Genomic DNA, 25,379 nt, shown 5'->3' with positions numbered 1-25,379 from the left:
GAGGGGTTTAGTTGATTCGTGTTACATTATGTAAAGATGAACAAGTAGTTGCTCAAAATGTTAATTGGGAAGAGTATATGGAAAAATATCGATTTCAACCAGGATTAATTTGGATTGATATGGATCAACCTAATGAAGAAGAATGGGAAAAATTGTGTCAATACTTTGACCTAGATAACTTAACCATTCTAACAAGCAAACACTATACTGAATATCCTGTTATTGATGAATATGAAGAGTATATATTTATCGCTACTCATTTTTATGAGTTAAACCATGTAAATCTTAGTAGCATAAAAAAAGAACTAGATATTTTTATTGGTAAGGGATACTTAATAACTGTACATAGAGGTGAAATATCTCTTATTAATAGAATAAGAGAAACTATGGCTACTATTATACCATACGTAAAAAATGACCATTCTATGATGGCAATTTATATTCTACAAGAACATTTAGGTGCTTTTAATCAAGTTGTTGACCTTTTAGAAAATAGAGTTGAAGGTATAGAAAAAGTAATACTTAAGGAAAGTAACGAAGAAGTACTAGATGATTTAATAAATTTTAGAAGCTATTGTAATGAGCTTAAAAGAAGTATAAGACCAATTTGTGACCAATACCATCATTTTGCTGTTTTAAATAGTTCTAAGCTTAGTTTAAGAGCTACTCGTTCATTAAAAATACTTGAAGATAGGTCTTTTGCTATTAGAGAAAATATTGATATTATTAGAGACTCCATTAGTAGTTTACAGGATTCTTACATGACAGTGGTTTCTAATAGAATGAATGAATTATCTTTTAAAATGAATGAGGTTATACATCAATTAACGTTAGTATCTACAATTTTTTTACCTTTAACATTTATAACAGGTTGGTATGGTATGAACTTTAAACATATGCCAGAATTGAACTTTAAGTATGGATACCCTATAATCATAGTTGTTACAATTGCCATATCTATCATTCTCAATAAAATTTTTAAGGTTAGAGGATGGTATTTTAGGCAAAAAAACAAATTATTTAAAAAGGGTAAAAATGAAAAAAACAATAAATAACAAAGTGAAAATTCATATTGTAAAATTAGGTTGCGATAAAAACGATGTAGATGCAGAAATTATGGGTGGTTTATTATTAAAAAGTAATTTTGATATAACTACTAAAGCAGAGGAAGCTGATGTTATAATTATAAATACTTGTGGCTTTATTAACTCAGCAAAACAAGAATCGATTGACTATATTTTAGATGCAATTGAGTATAAAAAAAATGGTAGCTGCCACAAGGTAATTGTATCGGGCTGTTTAGCTCAAAGATATGCTAATGAGCTGGCAAAGGAACTAACTGAAGTAGATGCCTTTGTAGGTGTAGGGGATATCGATAAAATATCTAACATTATAAAAGATGTTCAAAATAATAAAAATGATAAAATATATTGCAGTGATCCACAACTAAGTGACAGATTTGCGGAGCGTATAGTGAGTCAAGGCGATGTTACAGCTTATGTAAAGATTGCTGAAGGCTGTGATAGTTTTTGCTCCTACTGTGTTATTCCTATGCTTAGAGGTCGTTATCAAAGTAGAACTGTGGAGAGTATTCTAAATGAAGTGAAAAAATTAGCGCAATCTGGTATTAAGGAAATAAACCTGGTTGCTCAAAATACTACGGCATATGGGGTAGATTTATGGGGTGAACCTAAATTAGTAGATTTATTAAAACGACTTTTAGAGATTAAAGAGATAAGGTGGTTTAGACTGCTTTATTGTTACCAAGACAATATAACAAATGAGCTATTAGACTTAATTTCTAGTGAAGAAAGAATTGCTTCATATTTAGATATACCAATTCAACATTCTCACCCTCAAGTTTTGAAGAATATGAATCGCAATGCCATAAATAAAGTTAATGTTGATTGGTTTTGTGACTTGCAAAGAAGAGTTCCAAATATTACATTAAGAACTACAGTCATGGTCGGTTTTCCGGGAGAAACTGATGAGCAGTTCAATCACTTAGTGAACTTTATTAATGAAGTGAAGTTTAATCATTTGGGTGTGTTTTGTTTTTCTGCCGAAGAGGGCACAAGAGCATATAGCATGAAAAATCAGGTTGATACTCAAACAAGTTTAGACAGATATAATACTATTAAAGATGAACAATTATATATAGCGCTTAATAAAAAACGGGAACTACTAAAAAAACAGCTTCCAATTTTACTGCTTGAGCAAGATGGAGATTTGTGGCTTGGTAGAGGAGAAGGGGATGCCCCAGAAATAGATAATATATGTTATGTTGCTAATGTTGTTAATGCGAAAAAAGGCGATGTAATAATTGTAGAGATAGATGAAATAGACTTTGATTATCTAAAAGGGAGAATGTTGCATATTGAAAAACGTGCCTAATATTATAACATTTGTTCGCATATTAACCCTGCCGTTTTTGGTCAATTTTTTAATGGACGGTTCGCAGTCTGCTAATAAAATTGCCTTAATTATTTTTTTAGTAGCGTCTTTAACAGATTTTTTAGATGGTTTTATAGCTAGAAGGTTTAATTTAGTATCTAATTTAGGTAAACTACTCGATCCTTTAGCGGATAAACTACTGGTAGTAAGTGTATTAGTTACTATGATAGCCACTGGTGAGGTGTCACCTATTGTTGTATTATTGATATTAACAAGAGAGTTTGCTGTTACGGGTTTAAGAGCCATTGTTGCTAGTGAAGGGGTAGTTATTGCAGCAAGTAAATACGGTAAAATTAAAACTGTTACTCAAATAGTTGCAATCACAATCTTGATTTTAGCTAGGATAATGACATCTGGAATTTGGTTTACAGTAGGAACCTCAATGTTATATATTGCCACTCTAGCAACTGTATTATCTGGCATTGATTACTTTTACAATGCAAGACATGTTTTTAAATAAAGATAAGGTTTAGGTATAGCTTAGCTATTAACCTAAGCCTTTTTTTATATGTTGAAATTTACTAAGCAATAACTTGTATTTACAGATTATTTAATAAAAGTAAAATGGTGTGTAAGTTAAGAATTACTAAAACCTAGGCTATAATTATCATGAAATTTTAGTAGCAAAAAGTCTAAATTAATCACAGTGTTAAAGTTTAAAAAAAAGGTGTTCTTTTTTAGATTTCTGTAGTATAATATATCGGAGCAATGGATTAGTCCATTACTCCATAACTGGGAAGGGAAGTGCTGCATGTCAATTGAAATTAATAGAAAATCTGGCGTTCCGTTATATATACAAATAAAACAGTATATATGTGCACAAATTAATAATCATAATTGGCACCCTGGTTACAAGTTGCCTCCAGAGCGTGATTTTGCGAAAATGCTTGGGGTTAGTCGTAATACTGTAAGCATGGCTTACAAGGAGTTAGAAGATGAAAACCGACTAATTTCAAGGCAGGGTAAAGGAACGTTTGTTGTTGAGGAAACTTTATCTAATCAAAAAAAGATGCTTTCTAAGTTAATGGATGATGCTATTGAAGAAGCAATTCAACAAGGATATAGTAATGAAGATATTCTCTCAATGGTTTCACAAATCATTAATAAAAAAAGTGAAGAATTACGTAAAGTAAATATATTGTTTATAGAATGTAACAATGAACAAGTTGATTTCTTTGCAAAAGAGTTATCAAGTGAATCTGGTATTTATGTAGAACCTCTTGTTATTTCTGAAATAAAAGATAGACAACAGTTCTTAAAGTACATTAAAAAATTCGACCTAATTGTTACAACATATTTTCACTACGATCAAGTTAAATCTTTAGTAGGGACTTATGAGATAGGTGTTTTGGCAATATCTTTGGCACCACAATTAGAAACAATGATTAGAATTGCGCAGTTAAAGAAAGATGAGTGTTTAGGATTAATCTGTATTACTGATATATTTGCAGAAATGGTACATCAACTTATTATATCAGCAGGTATTAAAGTAAAAGTTTTTAACTATACCGTAACAAAAGATATTGATGAACTTAGAAAATTTATTACTTCATGTAACTTTATCTTAACCTCCCCTGGTCGTAAAAAAGAGGTTATGGCATTGGCCAACGAAGATACTGAAGTAATTGAATTTGTTTACAGACCTGATGTAGGATCTGTAAATACCTTAAAAAAAGCAGTGCTAAACTTTAAAAGAAGGTCTAGTAAGGAGCGAGTAAAATGAGTAGGAAGAAGGCTGTTATAACCATTAACTACGATTGGTGCAAGAGATGCGGTATTTGTTCAACTTTTTGCCCCAAAAATGTTTTCGAAACCGATAATAGTGGAAAGCCTAGTGTTAAGGACGCAGATGCCTGCATCTTATGTAGAATGTGTGAAAAGAGATGTCCTGACTTGGCTATCAATGTTGAAGAGGTGAATGAGTAATGGCAGAAAAAAACATTAAATTATTACAAGGAAATGAGGCCTGTGTACAAGGTGCTTTAGCTGCAGGTCTTAAGTTTTTTGCAGGGTATCCAATAACACCATCAACAGAACTTGCTGAATTGTGTGCCTTAAATTTACCTAAAATTGGTGGTAAATTTGTTCAAATGGAAGATGAAATCGCTGGTATGGCTGCTACTATTGGTGGTTCTTTAGCTGGCTTAAAATCAATGACAGCAACAAGTGGACCAGGTTATTCATTAAAACAAGAAAACTTAGGATTTGCTATCATGGCTGAAGTTCCATGTGTAATTGTTAATGTAATGAGGGGTGGCCCTTCTACAGGTCTACCAACAGCAACAGCTCAAGGTGATGTTATGCAGGCACGTTGGGGAACACATGGTGATCATCCAATTATTGCTTTAGCGCCTTACTCTGTACCAGATGCTTATCATACTACAATAAGAGCTTTTAATTTAGCTGAAAAATATAGTACACCAGTTGTAGTATTACTTGATGAAGTAATTGGACACATGAGAGAAGCTATTGAAATTCCTGAAACAGTTGAAGGAATCATTGAAAGAAAAAATCCAGAAGTTGCACCCGAGGAGTATTTACCATATAAAGCGGATGCAGATAAAGCCCCTAATTTAGCAAGGTTTGGCTCTGGTTACCCATATCATGTAACTGGTTTAGCTCACGATTTCACTGGGTTTCCAACTACTGATATAAATAAAGTTCAGTACTTAATGGATAGATTAAGAGATAAAATTGAGTTACACAAAGATGACATCGTAGAGGTTGAAGAAATTGAAATGGCTGATGCTGATGTTATGATTGTTGCCTATGGTTCTGTATCACGAGTAGCTGCAAATGCTATGAGATCTGCTAGAGCTGAAGGTAAAAAGGTTGGTTTGTTAAGACTAAAAACTATTTGGCCATTTGCCGATAAGTATATTGAAAAATATGCAGATCAAGTTAAAGCTGTTATAGTTCCAGAGCAAAACCAAGGTCAACTTGTTTATGAAGTTGAGAGATTAATGAACGGTAAAGCTCCTGTATTTGCTGAAAACAGATACGATGGAGAATTAATGAAACCTGTTCAAATCCTTAACTGCATTAAGGAGGTTTATAAAAATGCTTAATGATTTAAAGAAATATTTACGCGAGGATAAGCTAAAGCATATTTTATGTCCAGGTTGTGGTCATGGTACAATAATGAACGCTTTAGTACACGCTATTGATAAATTACAATTAGACCCTGTAAAAACTGTGATTGTTTCTGGTATTGGATGTTCTTCAAGAATTCCTGGTTACCTAAACTTTAATACACTACACACAACACACGGTAGAGCTATTGCTTTTGCTACAGGTATTAAATTAGCTAACCCTGAGCTTAAAGTAATTGTTATTACAGGTGACGGTGATGGATCTGCAATTGGTGGTAATCACTTAATTCATGCTTGTCGTCGAAATATTGATATTACAACTATAATTTTTAATAACAATATTTATGGTATGACAAATGGACAGTATTCTCCAATGACTCCAGTTGGTAGTTATGCAAGTACAGCTCCATACGGAAACATAGACAGAAACTTTGATCTTTGTGAATTAGCAAAAGGTGCTGGTGCTACCTTTGTAGCTCGTGGAACATCTTACCATGTAAATATGTTAACAGACCTTATTGTTAAAGCTGTAGAAAATGATGGATTTAGTGTTGTTGAAGCTATGTCTCATTGCCCAACATACTATGGCCGTAAAAATAAACTTAAAACTCCTGTAATTATGATGGAGCAGCATAAGAAAAATGCTTTAAATGTAACAGCTTTTAAAAAATTACCAGCTGAAAAAACAGAGGGTAAATATCCTATAGGTGTTTTACATTATGAGCCAGCTTCTGAATATACAAAAGAGTATAATAAGGTAATTGAGCTTGCACAGAAGGGAGCTAAATAACATGTCAGTACAAATTAGACTTAGTGGTTCTGGTGGTCAAGGAATGCTTTTAGCAGGAATTATCTTAGCTGAAGCAGGAATTATGTCTGGTAAAAATGCTGTACAAAGTCAGTCTTATGGACCAGAAGCACGTGGTGGAGCCAGTAAAGCTGAGGTTATTATTAGCGAAGAAAGTATCGATTATCCTAAAGTAACTCAACCAGATGTTATGTTAGCTTTAACTCAAGAAGCTTATGAAAAATATGCTAAAGATATGGCTGATGATGGTGTATTGGTAATAGATGAGTGTATTGAACTTTCTGGTAATGATAAGTGTAAGGTTATTAGTGCCCCAATACTTCTTACTGCTAGAGATACTCTCGGAAGAATTATTGTAGCCAATATGGTAGCTTTAGGCGCCTTAGTTAAAGCTAGTAATGTTATTACTTTTGATAGTTTAGAAGAGGCCGTGTTACGTAGAGTTCCTAAAGGAACAGAGGAATTAAATAAGAAAGCAATTAAAGCTGGTTATGAATTAGTAACTGCATAAAATATGCTAAAAATAAATCAATAAAGTAACAAAAAACTTTTGACAAATGGGTACTGTATACAGTATGCTACTTGTATACAGTATTCAAAATAATTTATAACAGAAGGTTTAGCATATGAATAAGTTAAATAACTTAAATAATCTGTAAAAGATATCCTAGCCCTCCCTATTTATAGTGTAGGGAGGGCAAATGCTGTTATAATAATATAGAAGAAACATTTATCTCTTTAAATACAAGGAGTGTTATTATGTGCGATGAAAATAAGAAACTGATTCAGGAAGCTAAAGAACAATGGACAGCGGGTCCCTTAAACAAGATGTTGTCAAGAGGTCCTGAGCGAAGAGAACAGTTTACAACTAGTTCTGACTTTCCAGTAGATAATATCTACACACCATTAGATGCTGAAGAGTCAAAATATTTAAGTGAGCTAGGCATGCCTGGTTCTTATCCATTTACACGTGGTGTTTATTCTACTATGTATCGTGGTCGTTTTTGGACAATGCGACAGTACGCTGGAATGGCAGATGCAGCTGAGTCGAACAAAAGATACAAGTACTTATTAGAGCAGGGTCAAACTGGCTTAAGTGTAGCCTTTGATTTACCTACCCAAATCGGTTATGATTCAGATCATTCTCTAGCAGAGGGTGAAGTTGGTAAAGTAGGGGTAGCTATTGATTCATTAGCAGATATGGAAACTTTATTTGATGGTATTCCTTTAGATAAAGTAAGTACTTCAATGACTATAAATGCGCCTGCATCTGTATTATTAGCTATGTATATATGTGTAGCTGAAAAACAGGGCGTTGGTCTTGATAAAATTGCCGGAACAATTCAAAACGATATTTTAAAAGAATATATTGCTCGTGGAACATATATTTACCCACCAAAACAATCTATGCGTTTAATTACTAATATATTTGAGTATTGCTCTCAGAATGTTCCTCGTTGGAACACTATTAGTATTAGTGGTTACCATATTCGTGAAGCTGGCTCATCAGCAGCTCAAGAAGTAGCATTTACAATAGCCGATGCTATTGCCTACGTAGAGGCTGCTTTAGAAGCTGGTTTAGAAGTAGATAAATTTGCTTCAAGATTATCTTTCTTCTTTAACTCTCATTTAAACTTTATTGAAGAAATTGCTAAGTTTAGAGCAGCAAGACGATTATGGGCTAAATTAATGAAAGATAGATTCCATGCTAAAAAAGATAAGTCTATGATGTTACGTTTCCACACCCAAACAGGTGGATCAACATTAACAGCTCAGCAACCAGATAACAACATCATTAGAGTTACCTTACAAGCTTTGGCAGCAGTTTTAGGTGGAACACAATCTTTACACACAAACTCAAAAGATGAAGCTTTAGCATTACCTACAGAAGAATCGGTACGTATTGCTTTAAGAACACAGCAAATTATTGCTTATGAAAGTGGTGTTGCTGATACACCAGATCCATTAGGTGGTTCTTATTATCTTGAGGCATTAACTAAACAAATTGAAGATAAAGCTATGGAATACATTACTAAAATTGATGAAATGGGTGGAGCTGTAAAAGCAATTGAATTAGGTTATATTCAACAAGAAATTGCTGACAGTGCTTATAATTATCAAATGGGTGTTGAGGCTGATGAAAATGTTATTGTTGGTGTTAACAAATTTACAGTAAAAGAAGCCCCCCCAGAGAACTTATTAAAGATTAGTGATGAAGTTCAAGTTCGTCAGATTAATAGACTCCATAATCTAAAAACTAAACGTAACAATGATCTTGTTACATCAAGGTTAGAAGATTTAAGAAAAGCTGCAGAGGGTACAGATAACTTAATGCCTTATATAATAAGTGCTGTTAAAGAATATGCTACCCTAGGCGAAATATGTGGTGTATTACGTGAAGTATTTGGCGAATACAGACCTGCAGAAATTTTATAAGGGGTAATTTAAATGGCAGAAAAGAAAATAAGAGTACTAATCGCTAAACCTGGTCTAGATGGTCACGATAGAGGCGCTAAAGTAGTAGCTCGTTCTTTACGTGATGCTGGTATGGAAGTTGTTTATACAGGGTTAAGACAAACACCAGAGCAGATTGTTGAAGCTGCTATTCAAGAGGACGTAGATTTTATAGGTTTATCTTGTTTATCTGGTGCGCATAATCACTTGTTCCCTAAAGTAATTGAGATTTTAGAGCAAAAAAATGCTTCTGATATAAAAGTTTTTGGTGGTGGAGTTATTCCACAGTCAGATATACCTTTCTTAAAAGAGAGTGGCATTGTAGAGATATTTGGCCCAGGAACACCTACAGAAGTAACTGTAAAATTCATTAACCAATTGTACAATGAAACAAAGTAATTATGAGAAAATAATTGCTGAAGTGCTTGCTGGTAATAAAAGATATATAGCTAGAGCTATTAGCTATATTGAAAATGAAGACCCAGATGCAAGCAAGATTTTAGAGGGGTTATACCCCAAGTGTGGAAACGCACAGGTCATAGGCATTACCGGTCCTCCTGGGGCTGGTAAAAGTACTATGGTTGGTGCATTAGTACGTACTATGCGAAAAATGAATAAAAAATGTGGTTTAATTTTAGTTGATCCAAGTAGCCCCTTTACTGGAGGAGCTATTTTAGGTGATAGGATAAGAATGCCTGAGTTAACAACAGATGAGGGTGTTTACATTAGATCTATGGGTACTAGAGGTAGCTTAGGTGGTTTAACTGCTGCTACTAGAGACACAATAAAGGTATTAGATGCCGCTGGTTATGATTTAATAATTATTGAGACGGTTGGCATTGGGCAAGCAGAAACAGATATAGTAAAAACTGCCGATACAGTTATTGTAGTATCTGTACCTGGGTTAGGAGACCACATTCAAACTCTAAAAGCTGGTGTTATGGAAATAGCTGATATATTTGTTGTAAATAAAGCTGATACTAATGGTGCGTTGAGAACGGTTCGTGAACTAAAACTCATGATTGAACTTAGTAACTATAAGGTTGATGAAAGACCACCAGTAATACCTGTTAGTGCTCTCAATAACGAGGGGATTGATAAACTAGCAGATAGCATTTTAGAGTTGTATGAAAAAGCATTAAAATCTGGAAAGCACGAAGCAAGAAGAAAAGAACAATTAGAGAATGAATTGAATGAGATTATTAAAAATGAATTAATTAAACAGATTAATAATCAAATGAGCAGTAATGAACTAGATGAAAGCATTAACAAAATTTATAATCATCAAACTACACCACACGAAACTGCACAAATAATTTTAAAGTCTTTAATAAAGCGTTCTGCCGAAGACAAAACGCTTCAGGAAACCTAGCAACAATAAAGCGTTCTGCCGAAGACAAAACGCTTCAGTAAACCTAGCAACAATAACGCGTTCTGTCGAAGACAAAACGCTACAATAAACAAGCAACAATAAAGCGTTCTGCTGAAAGCAAAACGCTACAATAAACAAACAGCAGTAACGCGTTCTGCTGAAAGCAAAACGCTACAATAAACAAGCAACAATAAAGCGTTCTGCCGAAAGCTGTACGCAATATTAGAGATTTATAATAAACAATGTGCATTATTAGACTTACCAACAAAATTCAAAGGAGATGAATGATTTGCTAGAAAAAATTGATCATCTAGGAGTAGCTGTAAAGAGTATTGAAAGTGCCTTAAAGTTCTACCGTGATACCTTAGGTATAGAGCCAACAGGCATTGAAGAAGTACCATCTCAAAAGGTAAAGGTTGCTTTTTTACCTGTAGGTGAAAGTAATATTGAATTATTAGAATCTACAACTGTTGATGGACCTATTGCACGTCACATTGAAAAACGTGGTGAAGGTATTGCTCACCTAGCATTTAGAGTGAATGATATTGAAAGTGTTATAGCATCTTTAAAAGAAAAAGGTGTGCGCTTACTTAGCGATACAGCACAACCTGGTGCTCACGGAGCAAAAATCGTATTCATACATCCTAAATCTGCTAACGGCATTTTAATTGAACTTTGTGAAAGATAAGGCTAAGGAGGATATATATTTATGGAGAATCTTATCCAACAGCTTAATGAAAAACGCCAACAGGTAATTATGGGTGGCGGAGAGAAAAGAATAGAAAAACAACATGCTAAATCAAAGATGACTGCACGCGAACGTTTAAATGTTCTTTTAGACGAAGGTAGCTTTGTTGAAATAGGAATGTTTGTAAAACATCGCTGCAATGACTTTGGTATGGACAAAGTAGACTCACCTGGTGAGGGTGTTGTTACTGGATATGGTACTATTCATGGTCGTTTAGTTTATGTGTTTGCCCAAGATTTTACAGTAATTGCTGGTACTTTAGGTGAAATGCATGCTAAAAAAATCTGCCGAGTTATGGATTTAGCTATTAAAAATGGCGCTCCATTAATTGGTATAAATGACTCTGGTGGAGCAAGAATACAAGAGGGTGTAGATGCCTTAAATGGTTATGGTGAGATTTTCTTCCGTAATACCATGGCATCAGGAGTTATTCCTCAAATTTCTGTTATTCTTGGGCCTTGTGCTGGTGGTGCTGTTTATTCACCTGCATTAACAGATTTTATTTTTATGTCAAAAACAACAAGTCAAATGTTTATTACTGGACCACAAGTTATAAAAGCTGTAACTGGTGAAGAAGTAAGTGCAGATGCGCTTGGTGGTGGTATGGTTCATAACCAAACTAGTGGTGTTTCTCATTTTTTAGGTGAAGATGAAGAAGATACTTTATTAAAAGTTCGTCAATTAGTTGACTATTTACCACTTAATAATTTAGATGAAACTCCATTTGAGCAATCAAGTGATGGCATTGATAGAGTTAATGAATCATTATTAGATATTGTACCTCTTAACCCTAACAAAGGTTATGATGTTCGTGATGTAATTGCTGAAATATCTGATGATGGTGTTTTTATGGAAGTGCAAGAGCATTTTGCTCGTAATATAGTAGTAGGATTTGCTCGCTTAAACGGAAGCACAATTGGTATTGTTGCTAATAACCCCGTATTTATGGCTGGTTGTTTAGATATTAATGCTTCTGATAAAGGATCTCGATTTATAAGGTTCTGCGATGCTTTTAATATACCTTTAGTGACTTTAATTGATGTACCTGGTTATTTACCTGGCGTAAGTCAAGAGTATGGTGGAGTTATTCGTCATGGTGCTAAGCTTTTATATGCATATTCAGAAGCTAATGTTCCTAAAATTTCTTTAATTCTACGTAAAGCATATGGTGGTGCTTATTTAGCTATGTGTAGTAAATCTTTAGGAGCAGACATTAGTTATGCTTGGCCAAACGCAGAAATAGCAGTAATGGGACCAGATGGGGCTGCTAATATCATATTTAGAAAAGATATTGCTAACTCAGATGATCCACCTACAAAACGTCAAGAAAAAATTGCTGAGTATAGAGATAAATTTGCAAATCCTTATGTTGCAGCTTCACGTGGTTTAATTGATGATGTAATTGACCCACGTCAAACCAGAATTAGCTTAATAAATGCTTTAGCTTCTTGTGCTACAAAGCGCGAAAACAGATACCGCAAAAAGCATGGTAATATTCCTCTATAAAGGAGCTTTTAAGTATGGATAATTTAGGTTTTGGTTTTTTAATATTAGCAGTTGGTATGACAGTAGTATTAGCTACACTTATAGTACTAGCATTTGTAATGTATTTAATGAAATTATTCTTGTACAAAGAAAAAAAGGCTGAACCAGTTACAAAGCCTGTAGCTATTGAAGAAACAGTGGTAGAAGATAATGTAGATAATGGTGCTTTAGTAGCTGCTATAAGTACAGCAATAGCTGTTTACTTAGGTAAACCACCTGTAAGCTTTAACGTAATATCAATAAATCGTGTACAAAAGTCTAACTGGCGAGAAGTTGGCAAACAAGAATTATTGCAAGCTAATATTACAAATAAAATGTAATGTGCAAAGGAGAATATTATAGTGCGTAAATTTAATATTACAGTAAACGGCGAAGTTTACGAAGTTGAAGTAGAAGAGCTAGGAAATGATGGAGCTGTTGCTCCAGTACAAAGCAGACCTGCAGCTAAACCAGCTCCAGCTCCTGCAAGAAAACCTGCTGCGAAAGCTGCACCAAAACAAGCTAAAAAAGTAACTACAGTAAGCGCAGGTGCAGCATCAGTTACTGCTCCTATGCCTGGAGTAGTTTTAGATGTAAAAGTGTCAGAAGGACAATCAGTTAAGAAAAATGATGTTATTATGATTTTAGAAGCAATGAAAATGGAGAATGAAGTTATGGCACCGCAGGATGGCGTTATTGAAAGTGTTGCTGTTAGTAAAGGCAGTAACGTTAATGCTGGTGACATCATGATTGTAATAAAATAGATAAAGATGCATCATTGGGGGGATACTGTTGCTTGGTGAAACATTTATAAAATTCTTGTCGGACACAGGATTTGCTAACATTTCTGTTCAGCAATTAATTATGTTAGGTGTTGCATGTTTTTTAATATACCTAGCAATTGTTAAAGAATTTGAACCACTATTGTTATTACCAATTAGTTTTGGTATGTTATTAGCTAACTTACCGCTAACAGGTATTTTTGCTGCTGAACACGGTAAAGAGGTTGGTGGACTGTTTTATTACCTATATAAAGGTGTAAAACTAGGTATATATCCACCATTAATCTTTATGGGTGTTGGAGCTTTAACAGACTTTGGACCATTAATTGCTAATCCTAAAACATTTCTTTTAGGTGCTGCTGCTCAAATTGGCATTTTTGTAACATTGATTGGTGCTTTGTTAATAGGATTCGATCCTAAAGTTGCTGCTGCTATTGCTATGATAGGTGGAGCTGACGGTCCTACAGTAATATTCTTAGCTTCTAAATTAGCTCAAGACTATATTGGACCTTTAGCAGTAGCTGCGTACTCGTATATGGCGTTAGTGCCAATTATTCAGCCGCCAATTATGAGAGCTTTAACTACAAAAGAAGAACGCCAAATTGTTATGAAACAGTTAAGACCTGTTTCTAAAAAAGAAAAGGTGTTGTTCCCTATAATTGTAACAATTATATGTGGTTTATTGCTACCTAAAGCTGTTCCATTATTAGGTATGTTAATGTTTGGTAACTTAATGAAAGAGAGTGGAGTTACAGGTAGACTGGTTGATACTGCTTCTAATCAACTAATGAATATTATTATGATTTTCTTAGGTTTAACTGTTGGTGCTACGGCTAATGCTGGGGTATTTTTAAAGTTGCAAACACTTGAAATAATAGCATTGGGATTAATAGCATTCTGTATGGGTACTGCTGGTGGTGTATTACTAGGAAGACTTATGTGTAAAATTACCAAGGGTGAAATTAACCCATTAATTGGTGCTGCTGGTGTATCAGCTGTTCCAATGGCTGCTAGGGTTGCTCAAAAAGTAGGTCGAGAAGAGAATCCACAGAATTACTTATTAATGCATGCAATGGGACCAAACGTTGCGGGTGTTATAGGTTCTGCTGTAGCTGCGGGTATTTTATTATCGATATTAGGATAAAGATAGAGGAGAATACACATGAAGGATATCGTTATTGGTGTTTCAAATCGCCACTTACACGTTAGCCAAGCTGATTTAGAAGCTTTATTTGGACCTGGTTATGAGTTAACTAATAAAAAAGATTTAAAACAACCTGGTCAGTATGCCTGTGAGGAATGTGTTGAAATTTGTGGCCCTAAAGGATGTTTTCCTAAGGTTAGAATTTTAGGTCCTGTAAGACCTGTAACACAAGTGGAAATTTCCTTAACAGATAGCTTTAAGTTAGGCGTTAAAGCTCCTGTTCGCAATTCGGGTGACTTAGCAGGCACCCCGGGAGTAACCTTAAAAGGTCCTTATGGTTCTGTAGAGTTGAAGAATGGTGTGATTGTTGCTGCAAGGCACATTCATATGCATACAGAAGATGCTATTGCTTATGGCCTTAAAGATAATGACATTGTTAATATTCAAACTGTAGATAATCAGAGAAGTGTAGTATTCAACAATGTATTAGTTAGAGTAAAAGATAGTTTTGCTATGGAAATGCATGTTGATATAGATGAAGCTAATGCTGCTATGCTTAAAAATGGTGATGTAGTTAAATTAGCTAAATAAAAACTAGTTATAAAGAGAAAGCTTGCCCGTTACGGGTAAGCTTTTTTTTGTGAATTATACAACACTACTTTTTGGGGCAGTAAATATCGTACCTCATTAAAAATTTTCTGATAACTTTATAGGGGAAAGGGGTGTTATTATGGATTTGATTCAACGAATGAATACAGCGATAGAGTATGTAGAGGATAACCTAGAGGGTGTAATTAATTACCAGCAAATTGCGAAAAAGGCTTTAAGCTCTGAATACCATTTTTCGCGTCTGTTCTCAGCCTTAACAAGTATTAATATTTCGGAATACATAAGGCGAAGGCGGCTTACTAAAGCTGCTTTCGATTTACAACATACTAATCTTCGTGTGTTAGATATAGCAATTAAATATGGCTATAGCTCTGCAGATTCGTTCACAAGAGCCTTTTATAAAGCTCATGGTGTAAATCCTTCATTAGCAAGAAACAAAGGAATAAAGCTAAAGGCATATCCTAAAATATCCTTTCAAATAACTATAAAAGGGGTAACAGAAATGCTATACAAGATTGAAAAACTACCAAATCAAAAAATAATAGGCAAGTCCTTTAAGGTGATAACAAAGGATGCATTTCAAACAATACCAAAGCTTTGGCAACAGGCACATGAAAATGGCTTAGTAGATGAGTTAATTAGTATAGGTTTACAAAGCGAGAAAAATGATGGATTAATTAATCTTCTTGGTGTTTGTGGCAAGATAGCGAGTATTACAGATGAAGAATTTAATTATTTTATAGGTATTAGGTACAATGGTAAAGTTAACTACGACTTAGAGAACCTTATCCTACCTGCGAATAAATGGGCAGTATTTTCAAATGTACCTGAAGCATGGCAGAGAGTATATAGTGAATGGCTACCATATTCTCAATATAATTTAGCAAACTGCCCGTGTGTAGAATGTTATTATCCACCTAATCATGAAATAGATAGTGAGCTGTGGATACCTGTGTTATAAAGATGTTGTTACAGAGCAAAAAATATGCATAAACTTTTATTTACTTCATAAGTATAAAAGCAGGTAATTAAAAAGAGGGTGATAAAAATATATTTTTTAGTTAATTGTAAAAATGCAGTGCCTTATTGTATGTTTAATTGTCCAGATTTTATGCCCCCCAAAAAACCGAAAGATCCAGATGAATCAGAATAAGAACTTCAACCTTTTAAAATTGGCAGTAAATTAGTACTTATTTGAGCTAATTTATTGCCTATTTTATGTATTACCTATGGTATGTTTATGATATTGAGAGTTAAGCAAAATAGTAAAAAACTTAAAATAAAGAAATCTACACGTGGACATGATCAAATTAAATTTTTTGGTTAATATATAACTGATTTATGTTATATTTAGTATAGCATTACATAACTTCATTATATTTTAAGTAAATCATAAAATTTAAGGAGAAAAAGATGAATGACCTAAAAGTAATTGGAGTAGGAAATACAGCTACTGTGTATGAATGGCAAGATAATAAGGTGTTAAAACTTTTTGTTGAAGGTTATCCCCAAGAATCAGTTAAAAAAGAATTTCTTAACTCTAGTGTTATAAATAATATGCAATTTAACAAACCTAAATCCTATGAAATAATTAACTATAACGGCCGATATGGCATAGTTTATGACAAAGTAAAGGGCATTTCATTATTAGAGCAAGTTTTTAAAACAGGTGATATAAAAAGTTGTGCTAAGTATATGGCAGATTTACATAAATTAATACTAACGAATAAAATTAATAATAATAAGATTTTGTGTTACAAAGAATTTTTAAATAATAATATAAAACACTCCACCCTAAAACCACAGGAAAAAGAAAATGTTATGCAATTAATAGCTGAACTGCCTAGTGGTAATTCACTTTGTCATGGTGATTTTCACCCCGGTAATATTTTAATTAATGATGCACGAGCTATTGTAATTGATTTTATGAATATTTGTTATGGACATTATTTGTACGATGTTGCAAGAACAGTTTTTTTAGTACAATACACACCTGTTCCAGTATATGTAGAAAATAAAGAACAGTTTATAAAGATACAAAATGAACTGCCAGATTTATATTTGGCAAAAATGAATATAAAGAGAGCAGAAATAGCTGATTTTTTAGAAGTAATACGTTTTACTCGTAAAGGGGAGTGCCCCAATGAGCAGTAAGCCATAAGTAAAATAATCATTTCAATAATATGGATTATATTCCTATAATATACTATACAAATAATAACAACTACTGTAGTATGATAATAGGTGTATAAATAACTATATACCTAAATATCCTATATGGAGGTGTATTATGAAATACTTAATCAACTCTAGCAAAAAAGTGTGTGGATTTTGGGATTGTGGTGATTTGCTTCCACCCAAGTTTTTAGGGGTATGTGATATTAGATGTTGGGTTTTTTTCCCTGGTAACGACTAAAAAACCGTGTCTGTTTGCTCTTAATTAGATAATAAGATGGGATTAAACTTCAAAACAAATAGATTAAACAAGTTCTACATTTTTATGTGGAACTTTTCTTATGCCAATTAGTTTTACAGTAAATATAGAATGGGATTCGAACTAGCAACAGTTCAAATCCCATTTTTTAGAATTAATTAACGAGTTTACTCTTCAATTTCCGCAGGCATTTTTTGAAAGCCTTCACCTAATACTTGATGCACTTGAGCTACAATAACAAAAGCATCTTTATCAATATCTTTTATTACTGCTTTTAACTTAGATAGTTCATTTCTGCGTACTATCACTATTGCTGTCAGCTTTTCAGAGCCAGTGTACCCACCTTTAGTATAAAAGTAGGTTACTCCTCTACCTAGTTTTTGAAATATGCCCGCTGTTATATCTTCTATATTATTACTGATAATAGTAACCTGCTTGGTATAAGATATGCCTTCTTGAACAATGTCTATAACCTTGGCAGTTAAATATAAACCTATTAAAGCATACATAGCATACTCAGCATTAAATACTATTGCTGCACCACCTACTACAAATAAATCTATGGACATTAGGGCTTGCCCTATTGAAATAGGTGTATACTTGGTTAAGATTCTTGCTAGTAAATCTGTTCCCCCCGTAGAGCCACGTGATCTAAATACTATACCAATACCAGCACCAGTTATAATTCCACCATAGAGTGTAGCAAGTAAAGGGTCAGTAGTTAAAGCAGGTATTCCCTCAAGGTAAAAAACAAAGCCAGAGGTGGCAATACTACCCACTACCGAGTTTATAGCAAAACGCCAGTTTACTAACAGACCACTTAAAATAAGCAATGGAATATTAATACTTAGCAAAATTATACCCGGTGACCACTCAAAAAGATGATATAATAGAGTTGCTATACCGCTAGCACCGCCCGAAGCGATTTTATTTGGTACTAGTAACGAACTAACACCAATGGCAGTTATTAAACTACCGACAAGAATTCCAAAGAAATTTGCAATTTTTTTTAGCAACAATTTAAACACATCCTTTATAATATATATTATTGTAAATTAAGCAACGATTTGTTTAATAAATCGTGCAATACAAAATACGGAGGTAACAACATGAACACACGTAAAAGAGCTAGAGAATATGGCATTAATATTGGTACAATGAAACCTGGTAAGTACAACGCAATTACCGATGTTCCAGGTATTAGAGTTGGACATGTTACTATTAATAATAATACTAACGGATGCGCCCGAACTGGTGTTACTGCCATCATACCACATAATGATATCTATAATCATAAGTGTGCTGCTGCTATCCATGTACAAAATGGCTATGGAAAAGCCATGGGTCTAGCCCAAGTTGAAGAGCTAGGGGTAATTGAAACTCCAATAATGTTAACAAATACATTAAACATTGGCAAGGTGGCTGATGGATTAATTTCTTATATGGTTGAAAATAATGAGGGGCTTCGTTCTGTTAACCCTTTTGTTGCTGAATGTAATGATGGTAAACTAAACGAAATAGAGAAAAGATTTGTTAATCAAGAGCATGTTCTTGAGGCCTTAAACATTGCCAAAACAGGAGAAGTTGATGAGGGCTGTGTTGGTGGAGGTACTGGTATGGTAGCCTTTGGTTATAAAGGCGGTATTGGTACAGCATCACGTTTGCTTGAGGCAGAGGGCAAAGAGTATCATGTTGGTGCTTTAGTTCAGGCAAATTTTGGAAAACGTGAGCATTTAACTATAGATGGTATACCTGTTGGTAGAATTATAGATAAAGATAGTAAGGAGTTAGATGGCAGTGGTTCAATTGTAATACTTGTTGCAACCGATGCCCCATTCGATAGTAGACAATTAAAAAGAATTGCTCGTAGAGGTGCAATGGGGCTCGCCAGAACTGGTTCTATAGCTACTCATGGTAGTGGAGATTTTATTATTGCCTTGTCGAATACTAGAACCTATGATAAAACTTTAAAAGGTGAAGCTTTAGTAAATACTATGGTTGGTGATGGTGCTACCATGAGCAAGTTTTTTGCTGCTACAGTTGAGGCTGTAGAAGAAGCTATTATCAATGCTGTATTTAAGGCTGTTGATACCTTAGGTAGAGATGAGTGTTTTATTGAGGCATTACCAATTGAAAAAGCACTAAAAATAATTACTGATTATAAGTATCAGTTTACAAAATAATTCCCTGAGAGGACAGTTACAATGAACGAAAAATACTACCACATAATTACTTATGGCTGTCAAATGAATGAAGCAGATAGTGAAACTTTAGCAGGAATTTTGTATAAAAAAGGTTATATTCACACAGATAACTTAGAGTATGCAGATGTAATATTATTGGTAACCTGTGCTGTAAGAGAACATGCTGAGCAACGTATTTATGGCAAAATGGGTGACCTTATGCAACTAAAACAGCTGAAACCTTCTTTAATTATTGGTATAGGTGGGTGTATGCCTCAACAAATACAGGTTGCCAAAAAACTAAAGAGTAATTTTCCCAAACTTGATTTAATTTTTGGCACCCATAATTTACACGAATTTGCAGATCTTTTTGACAAGGCTTTGCTTAAAAATGAAAAAATATTCGAGATTCATGATATAGATGGTTTAGTTGTTGAAAACCTACCTAAAAACCGAAAATATAAACATAAAGCCAGCATTAATATAACTTATGGCTGTAATAACTTTTGTACCTATTGCATTGTGCCGCATGTAAGAGGTAGAGAGCGTAGCAGAAAACAAGAGGATATTGTAAATGAAGTTAAAGGTTTAGTAGCTAATGGTTATAAAGAGGTAACATTATTGGGTCAAAATGTAAACTCCTATGGAAACGACCTTAGTAGCAATATTTCTTTCGAAACACTATTAGAACAGTTAGCAAATATTAAGGGTCTGTTAAGAATTAGGTTTATGACACCACACCCTAAGGATATGAGTGATAAACTAATAGAGATAGTTAAAAAATATGATAATATTTGTAATCATATACATTTGCCTATGCAGTCTGGAAGTACAAACGTGCTTAAGGCTATGAACCGCAAGTATACAAAAGAGCAGTATTTAGAGCTGGCTTTAAAGGTAAGAAAAGAAATCCCAAATTGTACAATTACTACAGATATAATAGTAGGTTTTCCGGGTGAAACCGAGCAAGACTTTTTAGATACCCTAGATGTAGTAAATGCTGTTAAGTTTGATGCTGCTTTTACCTTTGCTTATTCTAAACGAGAAGGAACCCCTGCCGCTAAGTATGAAAACCAAGTGCCAGAAGCAGTTAAAAAAGAGAGATTACACACGCTAATTAAAAAAGTTCAAAGCTTAATGTTAACTAGCAATGAATCTTACTTTGGTAAAGAGCTAGATGTAATGATTGAAGGCTCTAGTAAAAGAAATGATAACGTATTAAGTGCCAGAACAGATACCTATAAACTAGTTCATTTAGTAGGGGACTATAAAACAGGTGATATTGTAAGAGTAAAAATAAACAAAGTAAGCAACTTCACCCTCTGGGCAGAAGCGTTATAAACTAATGGAGGATAACTATGACTCAATATACGCCTATGTTAAGGCAGTATTTAGAGATCAAAAGTAGATATAAAGATTGTATTTTATTTTTTAGATTAGGCGATTTTTATGAAATGTTTTTTGATGATGCTAAATATGCATCAGATGCTTTAAATATTGTATTAACAGCACGCGATGGTGGTAAAGGTAAAAAAATACCAATGTGTGGAGTACCTTATCACTCAGCTAATAATTATATTCAAAAACTTATTTCCTGTGGTAAAAGGGTTGCTATTTGTGAGCAAGTAGAAGATGCAAAACAAGCAAAGGGCTTAGTAAAAAGAGATGTTGTTAATATAATAACACCTGGCACTTTAGCAGATGGGGACTATTTAGACCCAGATCAAAATAACTTTTTAATGTCTATTTTTCATGACTATGAAGGATATGGTTTTAGTATAGTAGATGTATCAACTGGCTACTTTAGGTGTGGTCAGTTTACAGATGGTAATTTACTAGAGTTATTGTCTGACGAGTTTTTAAAATTTAGTCCAGCGGAGTTGGTTACTAATTTTGAGTTAAACAGAATTAAACAAATTGATGTAGTAGTTAACACCAATAATATTCCAATTAACTATGTAAGTGAGAGCAATAAAAATTTAATAAATAGTATTATTAGTAGGATTTCTTTTGTAAATTGTGACCATTTAAACCTAGGTAAAGAGGCCTCATACCTATTACTACAATACATTAATAAAACGCAAAAAAGTTTATTAACTCGTATAACTAATATTGAACCAGTGGTTAGCTCTGAGTATATGAAAATAGATAATATAACTAAGCGTAATTTGGAGCTAACAGAAACAATGAGAGATAACAAAAAAAGGGGTTCGTTATTTTGGTTATTAGATAATGCTGTAACCCCCATGGGTAGTAGATATGTAAGGGAACTTATCCTTAACCCTTTAATGAATGTAGATAGAATTAACAAACGTTTAGAGGTTGTGGAAGAGCTTACAAACGATACCCCATTATTTACAAACATAAGAGACATACTAAAAAACATTTTAGACATAGAACGTATTGTTGGAAAACTAGCTTTAGGTAATGCAAATGGTAAAGACGTTAGGTCTTTAATTATATCGTTACAACAAGCAGAGCAGTTATACCCGTTACGCAAAAGCTGTAGGTCTAGTCTTTTAAGTGAGTTGCTTAGTTCACTAAACGAGCTAAGTGATTTAACTAAATACTTAGATAAAGCAATTATGCAAGATCCACCAACATCTGTAAAAGATGGGGGCATAATTGAGACTGGCTATAACGATGAAATAGACCGACTTAAAGATATAAAAGATAATGGTCAGCAGTGGATAGCTAAATTAGAGGCCAATGAGCGTCAGCAGACTGGAATTAAGTCTTTAAAAATAGGTTTTAATAAAGTTTTTGGTTATTACCTAGAGATAACTAAAAGCAATTTGCATTTAACCCCTGAACACTATATTAGAAAACAAACCCTCTCTAATGCAGAGAGATATATAACTCCAGAGTTAAAGCAAAAAGAAGAAGATATTTTAACCGCAGAAGAAAAGCTTAATAAGCTTGAGTTTGAGGTATTTAGTAATATCATAAAAGAAATACTTCAGCATGTTTATGCCCTACAAAGAATAGCCCAATCAATTGCAACTATTGATTCATTAAGTTCCTTTGCTCAGGTAGCAATTAAGTACGATTTTGTAAGGCCCTGTGTTAACTATGAAAATAACATAAAGATAGTAAACGGGCGCCACCCAGTGATTGAACAGGTAGTAGAAATAGGTAGCTTTATACCTAATACCGTATCTATAGCAGATAATGATATTTTTCATATTATAACTGGACCCAATATGTCGGGTAAATCTACCTATATGAGGCAAGTAGCATTAATAATATTAATGGCTCAAATTGGCTCTTTTGTGCCGGCTTCACAAGCAACAATAGGCATCGTAGATAGATTATTTACTAGAGTTGGAGCCTCCGATGATATTTTTTCGGGTCACAGTACCTTTATGGTTGAAATGAAAGAGGTAGCTAATATATGTAAAAATGCCACAAAAAAGAGCTTTGTTATCTTAGATGAAATAGGCAGAGGTACAAGTACTTATGACGGTATGAGTATTGCTAGGGCAGTATCAGAATTTTTAGTAACAGTTGGTTGTAGGGTGTTATTTGCTACCCATTACCATGAACTTGTTGATCTTGCAGATTTATATCAGGAAATAAATAATTACTCTGTTGCTGTTCATGAAGATGGTCAAGATATTGTGTTTTTACACAAAATAATCCCTGGCCCAAGTAATAGAAGCTACGGAATACATGTTTGTAGATTAGCTGGTATACCTAAAGAAGTTATTAGTTCAGCTAGTAAATACCTTGAGTTACTTGAGAGTGGTAAAAATGAAGTGGCAGCTACAAGTGAGGTTCAAATGAGTATTCCTTTGAGGTTTGAATCACAAAAAAACTCTAAAGTTGAAGACGAAATTATGGCAATTAATGCAGAACACTTAACACCTTTTAACGCCCTAACATATATAGTTAAATGGCAAAGCGAAATTATAAGAGAGAAAAACAATGACAAAAATTAAGATATTACCAAATAACTTAATAAACCAGATTGCTGCTGGTGAGGTTATAGAACGACCAGCATCTGTACTAAAAGAGCTAATGGAAAACTCTATTGACGCTGAAGCTACCCGTATAGAGATAGCTATACACGATGGAGGTTTAACAGAAATAGAGGTTATCGATAATGGACTGGGAATAGCCTATGAAGATATGAAAACAGCTTTTATTAGGCATGCCACAAGCAAAATTAAACAAGAAGAAGATCTCTATAATTTAACAAGCTTAGGTTTTAGAGGTGAGGCGTTGCCAAGCATTGCCTCAGTTAGTAAAGTAACTATTAAATCAAGAACTAAAGATAGTGCAGAAGGACATCTTATGGTTTTTGAAGGTGGCGAGTTTTTAAAGCACCAAGTGGTAGCGTGCAAAATAGGAACAACTATAAAGGTAGAAAAACTCTTTTATAATACCCCAGCACGCCTTAAATTTATGAGCTCAGCAAGGGCGGAGGCTCAGCGTATTTCTGCTCTATTTAAACAGGTAGCTTTGTCTCATCCTAATGTTGCTTTTAAGTACTTTAGAAACGGTAAAGAAATTGTATATACCAATGGTAATGGCGATTTAAGAAACAGTATTACTGCTTTATTTGATGTTAAACTAGTTAACAATTTACTTGAACTAAGCTTTACCCGTAATGGTTATTATGTGCAAGGATATATATCTGAGCCTAAGTATAGCCAGCACAATAGAAGAAACCAATATTTTTTTATTAATAAAAGAATAATAGGAGATAACAATATTAGGCATGCACTTGAGGCAGCTTATGGTAATATGTTACCACCAAGAACATATCCATCAGCTTTTCTAGACATAACAATACCTACTACCGATGTAGATGTAAATGTGCACCCTACTAAGAGTGAAGTTAGGTTTGCCAATAAAGGGGATGTACATGCCTTAATAACCGCTGCTGTACGGGAAGCGTTGGCTAAGAGCATTAAACTAACAAATAGTGAAGTTGCTGCAGTAAACGATGAGCCTACAACTAGTGTTTTAGAACAAACAGTAACACCACAACAGCAGTTTACCCAAATGAACATGATAAATGAAAGCAATATATTTGAGAGCTATGTAAGTGATAAGAAAAATGAGTTTGAGATAGCTGAAAGTTCTGCGAATAAGCAGTTTGCTTCAGCTAGACCAAACTTAGTAACTAGTGGTTTAGCAAATACTAATTATAATGAGTACCAAGCAGTTACTCACTTAAAAACAGTGAACATACCAGAAGAACTCAGTCAGTTTATGTTATTAGGACAGGTTCATAATAGTTTTATTGTAATTCAAAATAAAGAAGGAATGGCTGTAATAGATCAACATGCAGCACATGAGAGAATTATTGTAGAGCGGCTACGGCAAAAGAACAATCAACACCATATTCAATATTTTGCTGTGCCACTAACAATATCTTTCTCTAAACTAACTTTTAATCTTATAAAAGACTATATAGACGATATTAAAAAAATAGGCATTATAATTGAACCTTTTGGAACTAACAGTTTTTTAATAAGAGGTATACCAGACTTTTTAGCGGGTAGATTGTCTATAGAAGAGTTGAAAGAGGTTATTTCCGAGGTATTTAGTAATGAATTGAACATAAATAAATGGTATGATAATATACTTATTCGTCTTTCATGTAAATCAGCAATTAAAATTCACCAAGCCTTAACCAGAGCAGAAATGCTCAGCCTTATTAAGGACTTAGCAAATACCCCTAACTGGCGTTTTTGCCCCCACGGTAGACCAATTATATGGAAAATTAGTTTTAATGACTTAGAGCGTAAATTTAACAGAGTATGA

The 25,379-nt window shown here is 33.9% G+C and carries 25 protein-coding genes; 24 read left to right on the top strand and 1 reads right to left on the bottom strand.

Annotated features, from left to right (window positions below; genetic code table 11):
• Positions 1–11 precede the first annotated feature (11 nt).
• The 20 genes from IMX26_RS02940 (at position 12) to IMX26_RS18060 (ending at position 17,403) form a co-directional block, all read left to right on the top strand.
• Positions 12–1,055 carry a magnesium transporter CorA family protein gene (locus IMX26_RS02940; protein WP_195160208.1) on the top strand — a complete coding sequence of 348 codons (1,044 nt, stop codon included), beginning with the start codon at positions 12–14 and terminating at the stop codon, positions 1,053–1,055.
• On the top strand, positions 1,036–2,394 hold the full coding sequence (rimO, locus tag IMX26_RS02935) for a 30S ribosomal protein S12 methylthiotransferase RimO (protein ID WP_195160207.1): 1,359 nt from the start codon (positions 1,036–1,038) through the stop codon (positions 2,392–2,394). Before IMX26_RS02940 ends, rimO begins: the two co-directional genes overlap by 20 nt.
• A complete protein-coding gene (gene pgsA, locus IMX26_RS02930) occupies positions 2,387–2,914 on the top strand; it encodes a CDP-diacylglycerol--glycerol-3-phosphate 3-phosphatidyltransferase (RefSeq protein ID WP_243259338.1) in 528 nt (175 codons plus the stop codon). Before rimO ends, pgsA begins: the two co-directional genes overlap by 8 nt.
• A 291-nt stretch (positions 2,915–3,205) precedes the next feature.
• Positions 3,206–4,177 carry a GntR family transcriptional regulator gene (locus IMX26_RS02925; protein WP_195160205.1) on the top strand — a complete coding sequence of 324 codons (972 nt, stop codon included), beginning with the start codon at positions 3,206–3,208 and terminating at the stop codon, positions 4,175–4,177.
• Positions 4,174–4,380 carry a 4Fe-4S binding protein gene (locus IMX26_RS02920; protein WP_195160204.1) on the top strand — a complete coding sequence of 69 codons (207 nt, stop codon included), beginning with the start codon at positions 4,174–4,176 and terminating at the stop codon, positions 4,378–4,380. Before IMX26_RS02925 ends, IMX26_RS02920 begins: the two co-directional genes overlap by 4 nt.
• Entirely contained in the window at positions 4,380–5,522 is a 1,143-nt protein-coding gene (locus IMX26_RS02915; protein WP_195160203.1) for a 2-oxoacid:acceptor oxidoreductase subunit alpha, read from the top strand. The genes IMX26_RS02920 and IMX26_RS02915 overlap by 1 nt, the downstream gene beginning before the upstream one ends.
• Positions 5,515–6,336, top strand: coding sequence for a 2-oxoacid:ferredoxin oxidoreductase subunit beta (locus tag IMX26_RS02910; RefSeq protein WP_195160202.1), 822 nt, complete (start codon positions 5,515–5,517; stop codon positions 6,334–6,336). Before IMX26_RS02915 ends, IMX26_RS02910 begins: the two co-directional genes overlap by 8 nt.
• A gap of 1 nt (position 6,337) precedes the next feature.
• Entirely contained in the window at positions 6,338–6,865 is a 528-nt protein-coding gene (locus IMX26_RS02905; RefSeq protein ID WP_195160201.1) for a 2-oxoacid:acceptor oxidoreductase family protein, read from the top strand.
• Positions 6,866–7,113: 248 nt separating this feature from the next.
• Positions 7,114–8,790, top strand: a complete 1,677-nt coding sequence (locus IMX26_RS02900; RefSeq protein WP_195160200.1) for a methylmalonyl-CoA mutase family protein — start codon at positions 7,114–7,116, stop codon at positions 8,788–8,790.
• Positions 8,791–8,802: 12 nt separating this feature from the next.
• Positions 8,803–9,207 carry a cobalamin B12-binding domain-containing protein gene (locus IMX26_RS02895; protein ID WP_195160199.1) on the top strand — a complete coding sequence of 135 codons (405 nt, stop codon included), beginning with the start codon at positions 8,803–8,805 and terminating at the stop codon, positions 9,205–9,207.
• Positions 9,194–10,180 (top strand): methylmalonyl Co-A mutase-associated GTPase MeaB, encoded by a 987-nt coding sequence (gene meaB, locus IMX26_RS02890; protein WP_195160198.1) that lies wholly within the window; start codon positions 9,194–9,196, stop codon positions 10,178–10,180. Before IMX26_RS02895 ends, meaB begins: the two co-directional genes overlap by 14 nt.
• Before the next feature lie 280 nt (positions 10,181–10,460).
• The gene (gene mce / locus IMX26_RS02885) at positions 10,461–10,868 is read left to right on the top strand and encodes a methylmalonyl-CoA epimerase (RefSeq protein ID WP_195160197.1); all 408 of its coding nucleotides are present in this window, start codon (positions 10,461–10,463) and stop codon (positions 10,866–10,868) included.
• A 21-nt stretch (positions 10,869–10,889) separates the two neighbouring features.
• Positions 10,890–12,434, top strand: a complete 1,545-nt coding sequence (locus IMX26_RS02880; protein ID WP_207729311.1) for a carboxyl transferase domain-containing protein — start codon at positions 10,890–10,892, stop codon at positions 12,432–12,434.
• A gap of 14 nt (positions 12,435–12,448) precedes the next feature.
• Positions 12,449–12,793, top strand: coding sequence for an OadG family protein (locus tag IMX26_RS02875; RefSeq protein WP_195160196.1), 345 nt, complete (start codon positions 12,449–12,451; stop codon positions 12,791–12,793).
• A 21-nt stretch (positions 12,794–12,814) separates the two neighbouring features.
• Positions 12,815–13,216 carry a biotin/lipoyl-containing protein gene (locus IMX26_RS02870; RefSeq protein WP_195160195.1) on the top strand — a complete coding sequence of 134 codons (402 nt, stop codon included), beginning with the start codon at positions 12,815–12,817 and terminating at the stop codon, positions 13,214–13,216.
• Between the two features lie 28 nt (positions 13,217–13,244).
• Entirely contained in the window at positions 13,245–14,378 is a 1,134-nt protein-coding gene (locus IMX26_RS02865; protein ID WP_347707890.1) for a sodium ion-translocating decarboxylase subunit beta, read from the top strand.
• An 18-nt stretch (positions 14,379–14,396) separates the two neighbouring features.
• Positions 14,397–14,969: a phosphate propanoyltransferase gene (locus IMX26_RS02860; protein WP_195160194.1), complete on the top strand. Its 573-nt coding sequence runs from the start codon at positions 14,397–14,399 to the stop codon at positions 14,967–14,969.
• A 139-nt stretch (positions 14,970–15,108) separates the two neighbouring features.
• Complete coding sequence (locus IMX26_RS02855) at positions 15,109–15,948, top strand: GyrI-like domain-containing protein (protein WP_195160193.1); 840 nt, start codon at positions 15,109–15,111, stop codon at positions 15,946–15,948.
• Between the two features lie 452 nt (positions 15,949–16,400).
• Entirely contained in the window at positions 16,401–17,141 is a 741-nt protein-coding gene (locus IMX26_RS02850; protein WP_195160192.1) for an aminoglycoside phosphotransferase family protein, read from the top strand.
• Positions 17,142–17,277: 136 nt separating this feature from the next.
• Positions 17,278–17,403: a hypothetical protein gene (locus tag IMX26_RS18060; protein ID WP_279324882.1), complete on the top strand. Its 126-nt coding sequence runs from the start codon at positions 17,278–17,280 to the stop codon at positions 17,401–17,403.
• A 185-nt stretch (positions 17,404–17,588) separates the two neighbouring features.
• Here the strand turns inward: IMX26_RS18060 and IMX26_RS02845 are convergent, their stop codons facing one another.
• Positions 17,589–18,440, bottom strand: a complete 852-nt coding sequence (locus IMX26_RS02845) for a YitT family protein (RefSeq protein WP_195160191.1) — start codon at positions 18,438–18,440, stop codon at positions 17,589–17,591.
• A 90-nt stretch (positions 18,441–18,530) separates the two neighbouring features.
• Between IMX26_RS02845 and IMX26_RS02840 the strand changes: the two genes are divergently transcribed.
• The 4 genes from IMX26_RS02840 to mutL are packed head-to-tail and all read left to right on the top strand — an operon-like array spanning position 18,531 to position 25,379.
• Positions 18,531–19,604, top strand: a complete 1,074-nt coding sequence (locus tag IMX26_RS02840) for a P1 family peptidase (protein WP_195160190.1) — start codon at positions 18,531–18,533, stop codon at positions 19,602–19,604.
• 21 nt (positions 19,605–19,625) lie between these two features.
• Positions 19,626–20,945, top strand: a complete 1,320-nt coding sequence (miaB, locus tag IMX26_RS02835; protein WP_195160189.1) for a tRNA (N6-isopentenyl adenosine(37)-C2)-methylthiotransferase MiaB — start codon at positions 19,626–19,628, stop codon at positions 20,943–20,945.
• Between the two features lie 17 nt (positions 20,946–20,962).
• A complete protein-coding gene (gene mutS, locus IMX26_RS02830; protein WP_195160188.1) occupies positions 20,963–23,545 on the top strand; it encodes a DNA mismatch repair protein MutS in 2,583 nt (860 codons plus the stop codon).
• Positions 23,532–25,379, top strand: a complete 1,848-nt coding sequence (mutL, locus tag IMX26_RS02825; protein ID WP_195160187.1) for a DNA mismatch repair endonuclease MutL — start codon at positions 23,532–23,534, stop codon at positions 25,377–25,379. Before mutS ends, mutL begins: the two co-directional genes overlap by 14 nt.

The organism is Clostridium sp. 'deep sea', from assembly GCF_014931565.1.
GTDB lineage: Bacteria > Bacillota > UBA994 > PWPR01 > PWPR01.
This window is presented reverse-complemented; position numbering and strand designations above follow the sequence as displayed.